General features: G+C 71.7%; 17 protein-coding genes. 9 read left to right on the top strand and 8 right to left on the bottom strand.

The genetic code is table 11. The features are described from left to right. Positions 1-37 precede the first annotated feature (37 nt). Positions 38-229: a hypothetical protein gene (locus CBM981_RS04735; RefSeq protein ID WP_087067469.1), complete on the top strand. Its 192-nt coding sequence runs from the start codon at positions 38-40 to the stop codon at positions 227-229. Positions 230-231: 2 nt separating this feature from the next. Beyond that, complete coding sequence (locus CBM981_RS04730; protein ID WP_087067468.1) at positions 232-1,632, top strand: cytochrome P450; 1,401 nt, start codon at positions 232-234, stop codon at positions 1,630-1,632. On the opposite strand, the gene CBM981_RS04725 is transcribed toward CBM981_RS04730, so the two are convergent. Together CBM981_RS04725 and CBM981_RS04720 are read right to left on the bottom strand one after the other, a co-directional pair. Then, complete coding sequence (locus CBM981_RS04725) at positions 1,570-2,505, bottom strand: EamA family transporter (RefSeq protein ID WP_087067467.1); 936 nt, start codon at positions 2,503-2,505, stop codon at positions 1,570-1,572. The genes CBM981_RS04730 and CBM981_RS04725 overlap by 63 nt on opposite strands. A 24-nt stretch (positions 2,506-2,529) precedes the next feature. Continuing rightward, on the bottom strand, positions 2,530-2,937 hold the full coding sequence (locus CBM981_RS04720) for a DUF3122 domain-containing protein (protein ID WP_225867537.1): 408 nt from the start codon (positions 2,935-2,937) through the stop codon (positions 2,530-2,532). A 264-nt stretch (positions 2,938-3,201) separates the two neighbouring features. Here CBM981_RS04720 and psbA point away from each other — a divergent pair, with 264 nt between their 5' ends. The 3 genes from psbA to CBM981_RS04705 all read left to right on the top strand — a co-directional run bounded on the left by psbA (position 3,202) and on the right by CBM981_RS04705 (position 6,311). Continuing rightward, positions 3,202-4,281, top strand: coding sequence for a photosystem II q(b) protein (psbA, locus tag CBM981_RS04715; RefSeq protein ID WP_087067465.1), 1,080 nt, complete (start codon positions 3,202-3,204; stop codon positions 4,279-4,281). A gap of 97 nt (positions 4,282-4,378) precedes the next feature. Beyond that, the gene (locus CBM981_RS04710; RefSeq protein ID WP_172820817.1) at positions 4,379-5,029 is read left to right on the top strand and encodes a DUF3365 domain-containing protein; all 651 of its coding nucleotides are present in this window, start codon (positions 4,379-4,381) and stop codon (positions 5,027-5,029) included. Continuing rightward, entirely contained in the window at positions 5,022-6,311 is a 1,290-nt protein-coding gene (locus tag CBM981_RS04705) for an FAD/NAD(P)-binding oxidoreductase (RefSeq protein WP_087067464.1), read from the top strand. Before CBM981_RS04710 ends, CBM981_RS04705 begins: the two co-directional genes overlap by 8 nt. A gap of 16 nt (positions 6,312-6,327) precedes the next feature. Here CBM981_RS04705 and CBM981_RS04700 read toward each other — a convergent pair whose 3' ends face one another. The 6 genes from CBM981_RS04700 to CBM981_RS04675 form a co-directional block, all read right to left on the bottom strand. Continuing rightward, complete coding sequence (locus CBM981_RS04700; RefSeq protein ID WP_087067463.1) at positions 6,328-7,044, bottom strand: VIT family protein; 717 nt, start codon at positions 7,042-7,044, stop codon at positions 6,328-6,330. 10 nt (positions 7,045-7,054) lie between these two features. Then, positions 7,055-7,816 carry an amino acid ABC transporter ATP-binding protein gene (locus CBM981_RS04695; protein WP_087067462.1) on the bottom strand — a complete coding sequence of 254 codons (762 nt, stop codon included), beginning with the start codon at positions 7,814-7,816 and terminating at the stop codon, positions 7,055-7,057. Then, positions 7,813-9,069: an amino acid ABC transporter permease gene (locus CBM981_RS04690; protein ID WP_087067461.1), complete on the bottom strand. Its 1,257-nt coding sequence runs from the start codon at positions 9,067-9,069 to the stop codon at positions 7,813-7,815. The genes CBM981_RS04695 and CBM981_RS04690 overlap by 4 nt, the downstream gene beginning before the upstream one ends. 1 nt (position 9,070) lies before the next feature. Next, positions 9,071-10,063, bottom strand: a complete 993-nt coding sequence (locus CBM981_RS04685; RefSeq protein WP_087067460.1) for an ABC transporter permease subunit — start codon at positions 10,061-10,063, stop codon at positions 9,071-9,073. Further along, positions 10,063-11,097, bottom strand: coding sequence for an amino acid ABC transporter substrate-binding protein (locus tag CBM981_RS04680; RefSeq protein WP_172820929.1), 1,035 nt, complete (start codon positions 11,095-11,097; stop codon positions 10,063-10,065). The genes CBM981_RS04685 and CBM981_RS04680 overlap by 1 nt, the downstream gene beginning before the upstream one ends. Before the next feature lie 234 nt (positions 11,098-11,331). Further along, positions 11,332-11,652, bottom strand: coding sequence for a helix-turn-helix transcriptional regulator (locus tag CBM981_RS04675; protein WP_172820816.1), 321 nt, complete (start codon positions 11,650-11,652; stop codon positions 11,332-11,334). Between the two features lie 159 nt (positions 11,653-11,811). On the opposite strand from CBM981_RS04675, the gene CBM981_RS04670 reads away from it, so the two are divergent. From CBM981_RS04670 to CBM981_RS04655, 4 genes are all read left to right on the top strand, one after another. Further along, on the top strand, positions 11,812-12,957 hold the full coding sequence (locus CBM981_RS04670) for a rhodanese-like domain-containing protein (RefSeq protein ID WP_087067457.1): 1,146 nt from the start codon (positions 11,812-11,814) through the stop codon (positions 12,955-12,957). Positions 12,958-13,047: 90 nt separating this feature from the next. Then, entirely contained in the window at positions 13,048-13,611 is a 564-nt protein-coding gene (locus CBM981_RS04665) for a rhodanese-like domain-containing protein (RefSeq protein WP_087067456.1), read from the top strand. Next, complete coding sequence (locus CBM981_RS04660) at positions 13,608-14,495, top strand: sulfite exporter TauE/SafE family protein (protein WP_087067455.1); 888 nt, start codon at positions 13,608-13,610, stop codon at positions 14,493-14,495. The genes CBM981_RS04665 and CBM981_RS04660 overlap by 4 nt, the downstream gene beginning before the upstream one ends. Next, positions 14,428-14,877 (top strand): hypothetical protein, encoded by a 450-nt coding sequence (locus CBM981_RS04655; protein WP_087067454.1) that lies wholly within the window; start codon positions 14,428-14,430, stop codon positions 14,875-14,877. Before CBM981_RS04660 ends, CBM981_RS04655 begins: the two co-directional genes overlap by 68 nt. Positions 14,878-14,898 lie beyond the last annotated feature (21 nt).

Below are 14,898 nucleotides of genomic sequence, written 5' to 3'. Positions count from 1 at the left end.
TTTTGTAACGTGATGTGAACACACCGCAGCCACCCCCTTGGACTCCCTCTCCCTCAGCCGCCAGTTCGCCATCGAGTCCCATGCCCGGGCGATCGACTCCTGCGACGACATCGACGACTTGCGTGCCGTGGCCAAGAGCCTGCTGCAGGCCTGGCAGCTGCAGGCCTCGATGAGCGAGGACCTGGTGGGTCAGCTGATGGGCCTCCAGCCCCGCGTGCCCGGTCACTGACCGTGCCCGACGGGCTCACCCCGGTCGCCGCGTCTGCGGCTGACGGCCCACGGCCGCTGCCCCGCACCGGCGCCCTCAGCGGTGTTCTCGAAGCCCTGGCCTTCTTCCGCGATCCAGGTTTTGCCGAGCGCCGGTTCGATCGGCTGGGCAATGTGTTCGAGACCGTGCTGCTCGGCCAGCCGCTGGTGTTCATCCGCGGCGAGCGCGCCCTGGTGGATCTTTTCGCCCAGCCGGACGCCCTGGAGGGCTGGTGGCCCGCCAGCGTGAAGCAGCTGCTGGGCTCGCGCTCGCTGGCGAACCGCAACGGAGCGGACCACCGCGCCCGCCGCCGGGTGGTGGGCCAGCTCTTCTCGGCGTCCGCTCTGCAGCGCTACACCCCGGCGATCACGGCCCTGGTGGAGGAGCTGCGCGATGAGCTGCTGGTCTCTGGCCACCCGGTGCCCCTGGCTGCCCGGCTTCGGCGCTTCGCCTTTGCGGTAATCGCCGGCGTTGTGCTTGGGCTGGAGGGGGAGGATCGCGAAGCCCTCTTCCAGGATTTCGAGATCTGGACCCGGGGGCTGTTCTCCTTCCCCGTGGCCCTCCCCGCCAGCCCCTTCGCCAGGGCGCTGGCTGCCCGCGAGCGCCTGCTCGGGCGTCTGACGCTGGTGCTGCGCCGGGCCCGGGATCCGGGCCGGCCCGCCAGCGGCGGCCTGGATCTGCTGGCCGGAGGGGTGGATGAGGCCGGCGTTCCCCTCAGCGATCCCGATCTGGTGGAACAGCTGCTCCTGCTGCTGTTCGCGGGCTACGAGACCACCGCCTCCTCGCTGAGCTGTCTGATGCTGGCCCTGCTGCAGCATCCGGCCCAGCGGGCCTGGCTGCTGGAGGAGATCGACACGCTTCCCTGGCCGCCGGAGGACGGCAGCGGCTCCAGGGCCGTGGGCGGTCCGCGGCTCGATGCGGTGGTGCGGGAGGTGATGCGGCTGATGCCACCGGTGGGCGGATTCTTCCGTCGCGCCCGCCAGCCGCTCGTGCTCGATGGGGTGGCGGTGCCGGCCGGCCGGGTGATCCAGGTGGCCCTGGCCTCCTCCAACCGCTATGGAGCCTGCGGCCAGGAGAGTGCGCCGGAGGCGTTCCGGCCTGAGCGCCACTGCGATGGCAGCTGGACCTCCACCCTCTGGCCCTTCGGCGGCGGCGAGCGGGTGTGCCTGGGCAAGGCCCTGGCGGAACTGGAGATCCGCCTGCTCACCACCGGCCTGCTGCGCGGCGTGGAGTTCGACCTGCTGCCGGATCAGGACCTCGGCCTCGCGGTGATTCCCAGCCCGATGCCCCGTGACGGGCTGCTGGTGCGGGCCCGGCTGCGCTCAGCCCAGGGCGCCCCAGAGCACGGTGGCGGCCCCGATCAGCATCAGAGCGGCGGCCCCTAGCCGTCGCAGCGCCTCCGGTTCGCCCAGCGCCAGCACGCCGGCGCCACTGCCCAGCAGGGTGCTCAGCCGCTTGAGCGCGATCACGTGCACCACCGCCGTGCGGCTGATCGCCTCCATCTGCCACACGGTGCCCACCGCGCCCGCGAGGCCGGCCAGCAGCAGGCCCACAACAAGCACCGGGCCCGCCCGGGATGGCTGGCCCAGCGGCCGCCCTCCGGAGCGGGAGGGCAGGGAGAGGCCCAGGAGGGTGCCGCCGATCGTGAGCTGCAGTGCCATCACCCAGAGCAGGCTCCCCCCGGCCCGCACCCCGAGCTTGTCGATGCTGGCGCCCACGCCCCAGAGCAGGGCCACCAGCAGCATCCAGCGGCAGCCGGCGCTGGTCCACAGCCGCCGCAGGCCAATGGCGCCGGGCTCCTGTCGGCTCTGGCCCAGCAGCATGGCCCCCAGCACCAGCAGCCCCACCCCCAGGGCGGCCGCGGCGCTCGGATGCTCCCCGAGCACCCACCAGCCCGCCAGCAGCAGCACCAGGGGGGAGAGGTTGATCAGGGGCAGCACCAGGCTGAGGTCCTCCAGGGCCAGGGCGCGGCCATAGCCCCAGAAGGCCAGGGCGTTGAGGCTTCCCCCCAGCAGCAGCGCCGCCGCGAAGGGGGGCCAGTGCACCCCTGACCCGCCTGTCAGCATCACGGGCCCCACCAGCAGCAGGGCCGCCAGGGCGCTGCTGCTGCCGATCACCCGCAGCGTGCTCCACCCCGACCGGCGCAGAACCATGCGCAGGGCCAGGTCGCGCACGGTTTCGCCCAGGGCGGTGCCGAGGGCAAGCAGCACCCAGGAGGTGGGTCCGGCGATGGCGGTGATCGGCGAACCGGCCCCCATTGAACCAACGTCACCGGCTCGGCGTCATGGGCCGCCGCGGCCCAGGCGCTGCAATTCGGCCGCCGCTTCCGGCCCCAGGGTCACCCGGGCGGGGGCCAACGGCTGCCCTGCCCCATCCTCCAGGGGGATGCGCAGTTCCAGGGGCCAGGCCTCCCGTGGCGCGGGCCGCAGGGGCTTCCCCCGGAACTGGGCGGCTGAGGCGGGCAACGGCTGTGACGCGCCCGCCACCAGCTCGCCGCTGCTGTTGGCCAGCGTCCACACCTGTCCCTGGGCATCGGCCAGTGTCAGGGGCTCCTGGTGATCGGGCCGGAGGCCTGCCGAGCGGGCGGTGAGGCGCAGACGCCAGTCCTGGCCAGCCCCAGCCTCTCTAGCTGGGGCGTCCCCCACCGGCAGCAAGGTCAGCCCCCAGAGCTGGCCATCCCGGTCGCGCACTCTCCAGGTTTGGGGCAGGCCGTCGCCAGAGTCCAGCGCGCCAGCAGGCAGGCCCGCTCCCAGCAGCAGCAGACAGACGACGACCAGGCAGCACGACCGCCTGAGGATTTGAGTACAAAAGCGCATAGCAGCCGATGCGTCATAGACGCGTAAAACGCTAGCGTTATGGACGGAGGCGTTTCCTCGGGACGCCCACCCCACGGCGCCCACCCGTGGCTCCGGTCCCCGCGGCAGGGCCTCCCGATCCACTTCCCTGTGAATCCGATGACCACAACTCCTCTGGCGCCCCCGCGGCGCCAACCCTGGACAGCCTTCAAGGACTGGATCACCAGCACCGACAACCGCCTCTACATCGGTTGGTTCGGCGTTCTGATGATCCCCACCCTGCTGGTGGCGGCGCTCTGCTTCGTGATCGCCTTCATCGCCGCTCCCCCGGTCGACATCGACGGCATCCGTGAACCCGTGGCCGGCTCGCTGCTGAGCGGTAACAACATCATCACCGCGGCGGTGGTGCCCACCACGAATGCCATCGGTCTGCACTTCTATCCGATCTGGGAAGCCACCAGCCTTTCGGAGTGGCTGTACAACGGCGGCCCCTACCAGCTGATCGTGTTCCATTTCCTGATCGGCATCTTCTGCTGGATGGGCCGGGAATGGGAGCTGAGCTACCGGCTCGGCATGCGTCCCTGGATCGCCGTGGCCTACTCGGCGCCCGTGGCTGCGGCCACGGCCGTGCTGCTGGTGTATGCCGTCGGCCAGGGCTCCTTCTCGGATGCGATGCCCCTCGGCATCTCCGGCACCTTCAATTTCATGCTGGTGCTGCAGGCCGAGCACAACGTGCTGATGCATCCCTTCCACATGCTGGGCGTGGCCGGGGTGTTCGGCGGGGCCCTGTTCTCCGCCATGCACGGCTCCCTGGTCACCAGCTCCCTGGTGCGCGAGACCACCGAAACCGAGAGCCAGAACCGGGGCTACAAGTTCGGCCAGGAGGAGGAGACCTACAACATCGTGGCCGCCCATGGCTATTTCGGCCGGCTCATCTTCCAGTACGCCAGCTTCAACAACAGCCGCAGCCTGCACTTCCTCCTGGCCGCCTGGCCGGTGGTGGGCATCTGGTTCGCCGCCCTGGCGGTGGCCAGCTTCTCCTTCAACCTCAACGGCCTCAACTTCAACCACTCGGTGCTCGACAACCAGGGCCATGTGGTGGACACCTGGGCCGACGTGCTCAACCGGGCCGGCCTGGGCATCGAGGCGATGCACGAGCGCAATGTGCACAACTTCCCGCTCGATCTGGCCCTGGTGGAAACAGCTCCGGTGCCGTTCACGGCCCCGGCGATCGGTTAGTGGGACTTTGACCCCCACCCAGCCGAAGCTCGCTCCCAGGCCCGGATCCCGCCGGGCCTTTCTCCCTTTCCCCGCCAACTCCCCCACTGCCCTCGCCATGAACCCCGTGCTGTCCACCCTGCGGAGGGTGGGGCCGCTGATGGCCACCTCCGCCGCCCTCGCCCTGCTGGGAGCCTTTCTGTTCTGCCTGGCTCCCTCCGCCGCCCAGGCGGTGCCGGCGGAAGCCCCGGTGAACCCTGAGGTGCTCGCCAGGGCCGTGGACCAGATGGAGCAGCTCGACCGGCTGCGCATCGGCCTGGCCGCCACGCTCGAGGGCAGCACCGAGGAGCCCACCCTGGACACCATGAAGGAGGTGTGCATGCCGGTGGGCCGCCGCGCCGCTGCCATCGGCAAGGAGAACGGCTGGACCGTGCGCCAGGTGGCCACCAAGTACCGCAATCCCGACCATGCCCCCGCCAACGCCCAGGAGCGGGAGGTGATCGATCTGTTCTCCCGCCATCCCCAGATCCAGGGCCTGTGGCAACCCAGCGCCGAAGGCCAGCCCGCCGGGGTGAGCTACTACCGCCGCATCGCTGTGCAGCCCAGCTGCCTGGCCTGCCACGGCAGCAAGGACAGCCGGCCGGCCTTCGTGAAGGAGCGCTACCCCCAGGACCGGGCCTTCGACTTCAAGCCGGGGGATCTGCGCGGCATGTACGCCGTGTTCATTCCGGAGGTGGCCGAGGCCCTGGAGTCCGCCACCGGTGGCTGAGCTCCATGCCCGGGTGCTGATCGCCGGCGGGGGTACCGGCGGCATCACCCTGGCCAGCTGGCTGCGGCGGCTGCGGCCCGACCTTGAGGTGGCGGTGATCGAACCGTCGCCCTTCCACGACTACCAGTCTGGCTGGGTGCTGGTGGCCGGTGGCTTCGTGGATGTCGCCAGTACCCGGCGGCCCGAGGGCGAGGTGATCCCCGAGGGCGTTCGCTGGATCCAGGCCGCCGTGGCCGCGTTCGAACCGGATCAGAACCGGGTGCGGCTCGCTGATGGCCAGTGCGTGGGCTACGACGTTCTGGTGGTGGCCCTGGGCCTCGAACTCCAGTGGAGTGCGGTGCCGGGCCTGGCCGAGAGCCTCGGCCGCCACAGTGTGACCAGCATCTACCGCCGCGACCTGGCGGCCCACACCCGCCGCGTCCTGGAGAGCTTCAAGGGCGGAACGGCGATCTTCACCCACCCCGCCACGGCCATCAAGTGCGGTGGGGCGCCTCAGAAGATCATGCACCTCGCGGATCAGCAGTTCAAGGCGCGAAGTGGCGTAGGGGTCCGGTCACGGCTGCTCTTCTGCACAGCTCAGCCGGCCCTCTTCCCCGTGGCGGCCTACAGCGAACGGATGGTGGCCATCGCCGCCGAGCGTGGCGAGGAGGTGCGTTACCACCACGATCTTGTGGCTGTGAACGGAGCGGAGCGTACCGCCACGTTCTGCGTCAAGGAGCCGGGGAAGGTCTCGCGGGAGGCCGTCCTTCCATTTGACCTGTTGCATGTGGTGCCGCCGATGGCAGCGCCGGCGGTGGTGGCCCGCAGCCCCCTGGCCGTGAACCCCGGGGAAGGCTGGGTGGCCGTGGATCCCCGCACCGCCCAGCATCGCCGTTACGGCAATGTGTTCGCCATCGGCGATGTGGGCTCCTTCCCGACCGCCAAAACGGCCGCGGCGGTGCGCCAGCAGGCTCCTGTGGTGGCGGCCAATGTGGTGGCCGTGCTCGAAGGCCGCTCCCCGGAGTCCGCCTACGACGGCTACAGCGCCTGTCCCCTGATCACCAGCGACCACTCGGTGATGTTGCTGGAGTTCGATTACCGCCAGCAGCCGGTGAGCAGCTTTCTGGTGAATCCGGTGAAGGAGCGATGGTTCACCTGGCTGCTGGAGCGCTTCGGCTTCCCCTGGATCTACTGGAACCGCATGCTCACCGGCCAGCCCCACGAAGCCGCCTACCTGAAGCCTCTGGAGGGGATCGCTCGTCGGCTGGGTCTGATGCGCTGGCAGCGGAGCCAGCGCCCTTGAGGGCGAACAGCCCTCTTCACACCGCCGTGCCGAACAGCCGCCCCACGGCCGCGGTGAGGCCCATGGCCAGGGCTCCCCACACCACCATCCGCAGGGCTCCCTGCCGCAGCGGCGCCCCGCCGGCCCAGGCGGCCAGGGCCCCCAGCCCCGCCAGCGCCAGCAGGGCCGTGAGGGTGGTGGCGGCGGCGATCCGCGCCGCCGGGGCCAGCAGGATCGCCAGGATCGGCACCAGGGAGCCCAGGATGAAGCTGGCGGCGGAGGAGAGGGCCGCCTGCACCGGCCGGGCCCGCAGGGTCTCGGTGAGCCCGAGTTCGTCGCGGGCGTGGGCGCCCAGGGGGTCGTGCTGGCTCAGCTGGGTCGCCACCCGGAGCGCCAGTTCGCGATCGAGGCCCCGCTGCACGTAGATCTCGGTGAGCTCGGCCAGCTCCCCGGCCGGATCTTCGCGGAGCTCGGTCCGCTCGCGGGCCAGGTCGGCCTGTTCGGTGTCGGCCTGCGACTGCACCGACACGTACTCGCCGGCGGCCATCGACAGGGCCCCTGCCACGGTGGCGGCCACCCCCGAAAGCAGGATCTCGCTGCGGCCGGCGCCGGCGGCGGCGATGCCCACCACCAGGCTGGCCACGGAGATCGTGCCGTCGTTGGCGCCGAGCACCATCGCCCGCATCCAGCCCACCCGGTCGGAGCGGTGGTGCTCGCTGTGGTGGCGCCGCGCCCGGGGATGCCGTTGGGCCATGCCGCTGTCCTCAGAGGATCTGGTCGAGGAAGCGCCGGGTGCGCTGGTGGCTGGGGTTCGAGAAGAACTGCTGCGGCGGCGCCACCTCCACCACCTCACCCGCGTCCATCAGCACCACCCGGTGGGCCACCTGCTGGGCGAACCGCACCTCGTGGGTCACCACCACCATGGTCATGCCGTCGGCCGCCAGGGCCTGCATCACCTCCAGCACCTCCCGCACCATCTCGGGGTCGAGGGCGCTGGTGGGCTCATCGAACAGCATCAGCTGGGGATCCATGCACAGCGAGCGGGCGATGGCCACCCGCTGCTGCTGGCCGCCGGAGAGCTGGCCGGGAAACTTGCCGGCCTGCTCGGCGATGCCCACCCGCTCCAGCAGCTCCCGCGCCCGCCGCTCCGCCTCGGCCCGGCTGCGGCGGCGCACCAGCACCGGCGCCAGGGTGAGGTTCTCCAGCACGGTGAGGTGCGGAAAGAGGTTGAACTGCTGGAACACCATCCCCACCTCGCGGCGGATCGCGTCGATGTCGCGCAGATCGGCCGAGAGGGGGCGGCCGTCGATGTGGATGCTGCCCTGCTGGAAGTCCTCCAGGGCGTTGAAGGTGCGGATGAAGGTGCTCTTGCCCGAGCCCGACGGCCCCATGATCACCACCACCTCCCCCCGCTCCACCGTGAGGCTGGCCCCCTTGAGGGCCTGGAAGCCGTTGGGGTACCACTTGTGCACGGCCTCGGCCTGCAGGATCGGGCCGGTGGGCCCGGCAGAAGAGGGGGTGGTCATCGGGTGGAGGCGGTGTGACGGGGATCGAGGCGGTGTTCGAGGGCGCGGCTGCCCAGGCCCAGGGCGGTGCAGCAGCCCCAGAACAGCACCGCCAGGGTGAGGTACACCTCGCCGTAGTCGCCCAGGAAGGCCGGGTTGGCCATCACGGCCCGGGCGGTGCCGAGCAGCTCGAGCAGCCCGATCAGCGACAGCAGGGTGGTGTCCTGCAGCAGGGAGATGAACTGGCTCACCATCACCGGCAGGGCCACCCGCAGGGCCTGGGGCAGCACCACGTGCTGCAGGGTCTGCCGGGGGCCGAGTCCGAGGGAGCGGGCGGCCTCGTGCTGCCCCTTGGGCACGGCCGCCAGGCCGGAGCGCACCGCCTCGGCCAGGTAGGCGGCGGCGAAGAAGGTGAGCACCCAGGCGGCGCGCCACACCCGCTCGGGGGCGAGCCCTCCCGGCAGCAGGAAGCCGAGGATGTTCTGCCCCAGAAAGAGCAGGGTGATCAGCGGCGCCCCGCGCACGAACTCGATGTAGAGCACCGAGCCCCAGCGCAGCAGGGGCAGGTTGCTGCGCCGCCCCAGGGCCAGCAGCACGCCCAGGGGAAAGCAGAGCAGGATCGCGAAGCTGGCCTGCAGCAGGGTGAGCAGCAGCCCGCCCCACTCGGCGCTCGGCACCGCCCCCAGGCCGAGGCCGCCGCTGATCAGCACCATGCCGATCAGGTAAAGGGCCGGCCAGAGCAGGGCCAGGCTGCGCAGGGCCCGGGAACCCTGGCGCTGACTCAGCCCCTGCCCCAGCCGCCCGCTCAGCCAGCGCAGGGCCAGCAGCAGGGCGGCCAGGCCCGCCCAGCGCAGGCTGATGGCGGCGGAGAGCTGCAGGGCCCAGGGGGTCCAGAGGGCCAGGCCGGCGATCAGCCCGCAGGCCCAGCGGTCGGCGGCCGGCCACAGCCTGCCGCTCCGGTCGGGCCGGGGCTGGCTGCGCAGCAGGCCCCAGGTGAGGCCGGCCGCGGCGCTGAGCAGGGCCAGCAGCCACCAGAGCCGCCACTGCTGCTCCAGGGGGTAGCGCCCCACGGCGAAGAGGGTGCTGTTCAGCCGGATCACGGCCCAGTCGGTCTGGGTGAGGGCCCAGCGCAGCAGGCCCGTGAGGCCGCCGCCGATCACGCCGAGCAGCACCAGGGTGATCAGGCCATCGACGGGGGTGGCGAACAGCTCGCGGCGCAGCCGGCCGGCCAGCCCTCGCAGGGGGGAAGCCGATGGGGGGGAAGATGGTGCCATCTCAGCGCTCCCGGATCTGCACCAGCCGGTTGAGGCCGTTCATCACCGCCGAGATCAGCAGATCCAGCACCAGGTAGGCCGCCAGCAGCAGGATCACCACCTCCACCGCCCGGCCGGTCTGGTTGAGGGTGGTCTCGGCCACGGCGTAGAGGTCTGGGTAGCCCACGGCCACCGCCAGCGAGGAGTTCTTGGCCAGGGAGATGTACTGGGTGTTGAGGCCCGGCACGATCACCCGCAGCGCCTGGGGCAGCACCACGTGCCGCACGGTGGCCAGCCAGCCCAGGCCCAGGGAGGAGGCCGCTTCCCACTGGCCCGCAGGCACCGCGGCGATACCGGCCCGCACCACCTCGGCGATGTAGGCCCCCGAGTACACCACCAGCCCGCACAGCAGGGCGCCGAACTCCACGCTCAGCCGCAGGGGGGCCTGCCACACCCCGTTCACCAGGGTGGGCCCCGTCCAGCCGCCCTGGGCGAACCCGGCCAGGTAGAGCCCGGACTTGGCCAGGGTGAGCCCCGGCAACTGGAAGGCGGCGGCGCCGTTGGGCAGCGCGAGGAACACCACGAAATACCAGAACACCAGCTGCAGCAGCAGGGGGATGTTGCGCACCACCTCCACGTAGCCCCGCACCAGGCCCCGCAGCAGCCCGTTGCTGCTGAAGTTGGCCATGCCCGCCAGGGTGCCCAGCACGGTGGCGCCGATCAGGCCGCTCACCACGGCCCGCAGGGTGTTGGCCAGGCCGGCCAGCAGGGCCCGCCAGTAGGGGAGGGCGGCGTTGAAGGGAAGGGTGGTTTCGCTGATGTCGAAGCTGGCGGGCTGGCCCAGCCAGCGCCAGGTGAGCAGCAGCCCCGCCGCCGTGAGGTTGCGGATCAGGTTGCCCAGAAGGAAGGCGATCAGCACCAGCACCACCAGGGCCACCGCCGCCTGCAGCAGCCAGGGCAGCAGGCGCCGGTTCCGCCACCAGGGGATCGGGAGCGGTTGCGGGGGCAGCGCCATCAGCGGAAGGGCTGGGCGTAGATCAGGCCGCCCTGGGTCCACAGCCGGTTGAGGCCCCGCTCGAGCTTGAGCCGCGAGGTGGTGCCCACGTTGCGCTCGAAGATCTCGCCGTAGTTGCCCACGGCCCGGATCGCCCGCACCGTGAAGTCGGCGGGCAGGCCGAGCTGGCGGCCGAAGTCGCCCTCCACGCCGAAGAAGCGTCGCAGGTCGGCCAGGTTGGTGTTGGCCTTGGCCTCGGCCAGCTTGCTGTCGAGGTTGGCCTGGGTGATGCCCCACTCCTCGGCCTGCATCAGGCTGAACACGATCCAGCGCAGGGCATCGGCCCAGGCCGGATCGGCGTTGGTGGTGGCCGGTGACAGCGGCTCCTTGCTGAGCACATCCGGCAGCAGCTGGTGGTCGTCGGGGGTGGGGAAGCTGCTGCGCTTGCCGGCCAGCTGGGAGCGGTCGCTGGTGACGGCGGCGCAGCGGCCGCCCAGGTAGGCGGCGTAGGTCTGGTCGCTGGTCTGGAACTTCAGCGGCGTGTAGGGCACGTTGATCTCGCGCATCCGATCGGCCAGGTTGAGCTCGGTGGTGGTGCCGCTCTCCACGCAGATCGCCTTGCCGGCCAGGCCCTTGAGGCTGGTGATGCCGCTCTTCACCGGCGCCATCACCCCCTGGCCGTCATAGAAGGTGGTGGGGGCGAAGCTGAGGCCGTTGCCGCCGGCGGCGTCGCGGCTGAGGGTGGCGGTGGTGTTGCGGGCCAGCATGTCCACCTCGCCGCTGGCCAGGGCCGCGAAGCGCTCGCTGGAGTTGAGGTTGCGGTATTCCACCTTCTCGGGATCGCCGAGCACCACGGCGGCCACCGCCTTGCAGGTGTCCACATCGAGGCCGGAATAGCGGCCGTCGGGCTCCACGAAGCTGAAGCCCGGCAGGGTGCCCTCCACGCCGCACACCAGCTTGCCGCGGCCGGTGATGCCACTGAGTTTCGGGCTCTGCAGGCCGGAGCCGTCCTGGGGAGCGCAGGCGGCCAGGGGAATCAGCCCGAGCAGGGCCACCAGGGCAGCCCGCCGCCTGGGGCGCGCCGGCGGTTGCCAGCCGCGCGCAGCGGCGGGGACGGGGAGCGGACGGGTGGAGCCGCGCAGGGCTTCAGGCATGGCGCCGAACCTGGAGAGGGCCAGAGGTGGCGCGATCCTGTCATGGTCTGCCCTGGTGTGCTGTCTGGTGTGCTGTCAGTGGCGGCAGCCCCACGCGGGTTGGGGTGGGGGCAGGGAGGGCGGCCCGGGCCGGCTTCAGGCGGCCCCGAGCTGCTGCAGCTGGGCCTCCAGGCGCTGGCGCAGGCGGGTCTGCACCAGGGTGCAGAGGTCGTCCACCAGCTCGCTGTCGGCGTGCCAGATGGTGCGGACCCCATCGCGTTCGCAGCGCACCAGGCCGGCCCGCTGCAACTGGCCCAGCTGGCGGCTGATGTGCGACTGGGAGAAGCCCGTGGCCTCGATCAGGGCGGCCACGTCCAGCGGCCCCTGCTTGAGCTGGCAGAGCAACTGCAGCCGGGCCGGCTCGCTCAGGATCCGGAAGAAGTGGCAGTACTCCTCCAGCAGCTGGGGAGAGGGCATGGAGCCCGGGCCGGCCATGGTGATTCTCTATGAGTCTAGAAGCATTCTGCCATGGCCTTCCGCCTGCCGCCGGGGAGCGGGGCAGGCGTGCCCCGGCGAGGGCGATTGCGTTATTCCCCTCTATGCGGCTATCGTCATAGCAGTCTGCAGGGATGCCGCATGGCCGCCTCCTCCCCCGGTGCTTTCGCTCCCGCCCCCGCCCTCCTGGCTGCCGCCGCCGGTGGCGGCCCGCTGCTCTTCCGCCAGCTCTTCGATGCCGCCACCGGCACCTTCACCTATCTGCTGGCCGACGTGCCGAGCCGGCAGGGCGTGATCATCGATCCGGTGTTCGAGCAGCACGGGCGCGACCTCTCCCTGGTGCAGGAGCTGGGCATCGCGCTGGTGGCCTCGCTCGACACCCACGCCCATGCCGACCATGTCACCGGCAGCTGGCTGCTGCACGAGGCCACCGGCTGCGCCATCGGCCTGGCCGCGGCCGCCGGCGCTGAGAACGTCACCCTGCCCCTGGCCCATGGCGACCGGGTGGGCTTCGGTCAGCGCGTCCTGGAGGTGCGCAGCACACCGGGCCACACCAACGGCTGCGTCACCTATGTGCTCGACGACCACAGCCTGGCCTTCACCGGCGATGCCCTGCTGGTGCGGGGCTGCGGCCGCTGTGATTTCCAGCAGGGCGATGCCCACACCCTGTGGACCTCCATCACCCGGCAGATCTTCACCCTGCCGGAGGCCTGCCAGCTCTATCCGTGCCACGACTACACAGGGCGCGGCGTCACCTCGGTGGCGGAGGAGAAGGCCTACAACGCCCGGCTGGGCGGCAGCGCCACCGAACGGGACTTCGTGGGCCACATGGAGGCCATGAAGCTGCCCCATCCCCACCGCATCGCCGAGGCCCTGCCGGGCAACCTGCGCTCCGGCAGACCGCGGCAGCCGCAGCCGGCCGTGAGCTGGGCGCCGCTGCAGCGCAGCTATGCCGGCCTGCCGGAACTCACGCCGGCCTGGCTGGCCGCCCACCGCGCCGATGTCGCCGTGGTGGATGTGCGCACCCCCGAGGAATATCACGGTCCCGACGGCCGCATCCCCGCCAGCCAGCTGCTGCCGCTGCCGCAGCTGGAGGCCCGTGCGGCCGAACTCCCCGCCGACCGGCCCCTGGTGCTGGTCTGCCATTCCGGCAGTCGCTCGGCCCTCGCCACCCAGCAGCTGCTCAAGGCCGGGCGCCCGCAGGTGGCCAACCTGCGCGGCGGCCTGCGCCGCTGGACCGACGAGGGCTACCCGATCGAAGCCGAGGCCCCGCTGCCCGAAGCCTGAGCACCCGGGTCTGAGCACCTCTGGCCCCAGCGCCCCAGGGCCGCTGGGCCCCGATCTCTCCCCCGATCCACCCCCCTGCCTGCCTGAACCATGACCACCACCACAGCCCACACCAGCCCTTCCGGCCCCACCCCCGCCCCGGCCGCCCGTCTCTCGCCCCGGGAGCTGGCCGACCGCCTTGCCGCCAAGGCGGTGCATGTGATCGATGTGCGCGAGCCGGTGGAATACGCCAGCGGCCACATCGCCGGCAGTGTGAACGTGCCCCTCGCCCAGCTCACCCGCACGGAGCTGCCCGGCGGACCGCTGGTGCTGGTGTGCCACAGCGGCAACCGCAGCTCCCGGGGCCTGGGCCAGCTGCTGGAGCAGGGCCATCCCGCTCCGGTGATGGATCTGGAGGGGGGCATCCCCGCCTGGCAGCAGGCCGGCTTTCCCCTGCAGAGGCGGGCGGGAGCCCCGCTGCCGCTGATGCGGCAGGTGCAGATCGCCGCCGGCTCCCTGGTGCTGCTGGGAGTGATCCTCAGCCAGACGCTGGCACCGGGCTGGATCTGGCTGTCCGGCTTCGTGGGGGCGGGCCTGGTGTTCGCCGGCATCAGCGGCTTCTGCGGCATGGCGCGTCTGCTGGCGGCCATGCCCTGGAACCGGGTGAGCCTGTGAGCGAGGCCACGGGTCTGCTGCTGCTGGCCGGCGGCGGGCTGATCGGCTTCCTGCTGGCGGTGCTGGGGGCGGGGGGCTCGATCCTGCTGCTGCCCCTGCTGGTGAGCGGCGCCTCCCTGCCCACCCGCCAGGCGGTGCCGCTCTCGCTGATCGTGGTGGCCCTGCTGGCCCTGGGCAACGTGGGGCCCTACCTGCGCCGCCGCCAGGTGGTGCTCCGCCCCGGCCTGATCCTCGGGGTGCCCGCCCTGGCCGGCAGCTGGATCGGCGGCAGCCTGGTGAAGGCCGGCCTGATTCCCGAATCCGTCCAGCTGGGGCTGTTCACCCTGGCGGCGCTGGTGGCCTCCTGGCTGCTCACCCGCCGCGGGGCGACCGACCCTGACGCCCCTGCGCCGGGCGGTGCCGCCGGCGTGCTCGCCCTGGCCGCCCAGGGGGTGGTGGTGGGGCTGCTCACCGGCATCGCCGGCGTGGGCGGCGGCTTCGCGATCGTGCCGGCCCTGGTGCTGATCGCCGGCCTGCCGATGGCCCAGGCCAGCGGCACCAGCCTGGTGCTGATCGCGCTGAATGCGGGGGTGGCCCTGCTGGCCCTCGGCCACTGGCCCGCCAGTGCGGTGCCGCTGCTGCTGCCCCTGCTGGTGGGTGGTGCCGCCGGGGCCTTCGCGGGCCAGTGGCTGGCCCCCCACCTGAATGACCAGCGGCTGCGGCAGGGCTTCTCGGCCCTGCTGATCGGCTCGGCCCTGCTCACCGGCGCCGAGGCCTGGCGCCGCCATGGCCCCGTGCCCCCTGCCGCCGTTTCCGCTGCCCCATTGCCCCTTCCTGATGGACGAACGCCTGTTTCAGTTCCGGCTGCGCAGCAGCCACCCCGCTCCGGAGCGCGCCACCCGTGACCTGGTGGTGGAGTTCCTCACCCCGGACGGGACGTGGGAACCCCAGCAGCTCAGCCTCACGATGCCCGGGTTCCGCCTCAATCTGATCTCCCTGCTGCTCTGCCAGCACACCTACCTGGTGGCCAATGCCCGCGAGCGCCAACTTCCGCTGCAGCGGGTGGAGGCCAGCTTCGAAGTGGCCACCAGCAGCAGCTTGATCGTGGAGCGCGTGGCGGGCGACTTCCGCATGGCCCTCGACCCCACTGCCGGTGCCGAAGACCGCGCGCGGGTCGATGCCGAAGCGATCGCCTGGATGCAGGAGCGGATGACCCACTGCCCGATCTCGCGCAACCTGCCCGAGGGGGTGTCCAAGCGGATCGGTCTGCGGCTCGTCGAGGCCTGAGCCGGATGCCGGCCTCAGGCG

The organism is Cyanobium sp. NIES-981 (assembly GCF_900088535.1).
In the GTDB taxonomy this organism is placed as follows: Bacteria; Cyanobacteriota; Cyanobacteriia; order PCC-6307; family Cyanobiaceae; genus NIES-981.
Note: the sequence above shows the minus strand (reverse complement) of the source record. Positions and strands in the feature narration are given on the sequence as shown.

Bases quoted from the DNA above. Each gene is read 5' to 3' on its own strand.
- CBM981_RS04675 (WP_172820816.1), bottom strand. From the start codon at position 11,652: ATGCCCTCTCCCCAGCTGCTGGAGGAGTACTGCCACTTCTTCCGGATC.
- CBM981_RS04655 (WP_087067454.1), top strand. From the start codon at position 14,428: ATGGACGAACGCCTGTTTCAGTTCCGGCTGCGCAGCAGCCACCCCGCT.
- psbA (WP_087067465.1), top strand. From the start codon at position 3,202: ATGACCACAACTCCTCTGGCGCCCCCGCGGCGCCAACCCTGGACAGCC.
- CBM981_RS04685 (WP_087067460.1), bottom strand. From the start codon at position 10,063: ATGGCGCTGCCCCCGCAACCGCTCCCGATCCCCTGGTGGCGGAACCGG.
- CBM981_RS04700 (WP_087067463.1), bottom strand. From the start codon at position 7,044: ATGGCCCAACGGCATCCCCGGGCGCGGCGCCACCACAGCGAGCACCAC.
- CBM981_RS04725 (WP_087067467.1), bottom strand. From the start codon at position 2,505: ATGGGGGCCGGTTCGCCGATCACCGCCATCGCCGGACCCACCTCCTGG.
- CBM981_RS04690 (WP_087067461.1), bottom strand. From the start codon at position 9,069: ATGGCACCATCTTCCCCCCCATCGGCTTCCCCCCTGCGAGGGCTGGCC.
- CBM981_RS04695 (WP_087067462.1), bottom strand. From the start codon at position 7,816: ATGACCACCCCCTCTTCTGCCGGGCCCACCGGCCCGATCCTGCAGGCC.
- CBM981_RS04710 (WP_172820817.1), top strand. From the start codon at position 4,379: ATGAACCCCGTGCTGTCCACCCTGCGGAGGGTGGGGCCGCTGATGGCC.
- CBM981_RS04665 (WP_087067456.1), top strand. From the start codon at position 13,048: ATGACCACCACCACAGCCCACACCAGCCCTTCCGGCCCCACCCCCGCC.
- CBM981_RS04670 (WP_087067457.1), top strand. From the start codon at position 11,812: ATGGCCGCCTCCTCCCCCGGTGCTTTCGCTCCCGCCCCCGCCCTCCTG.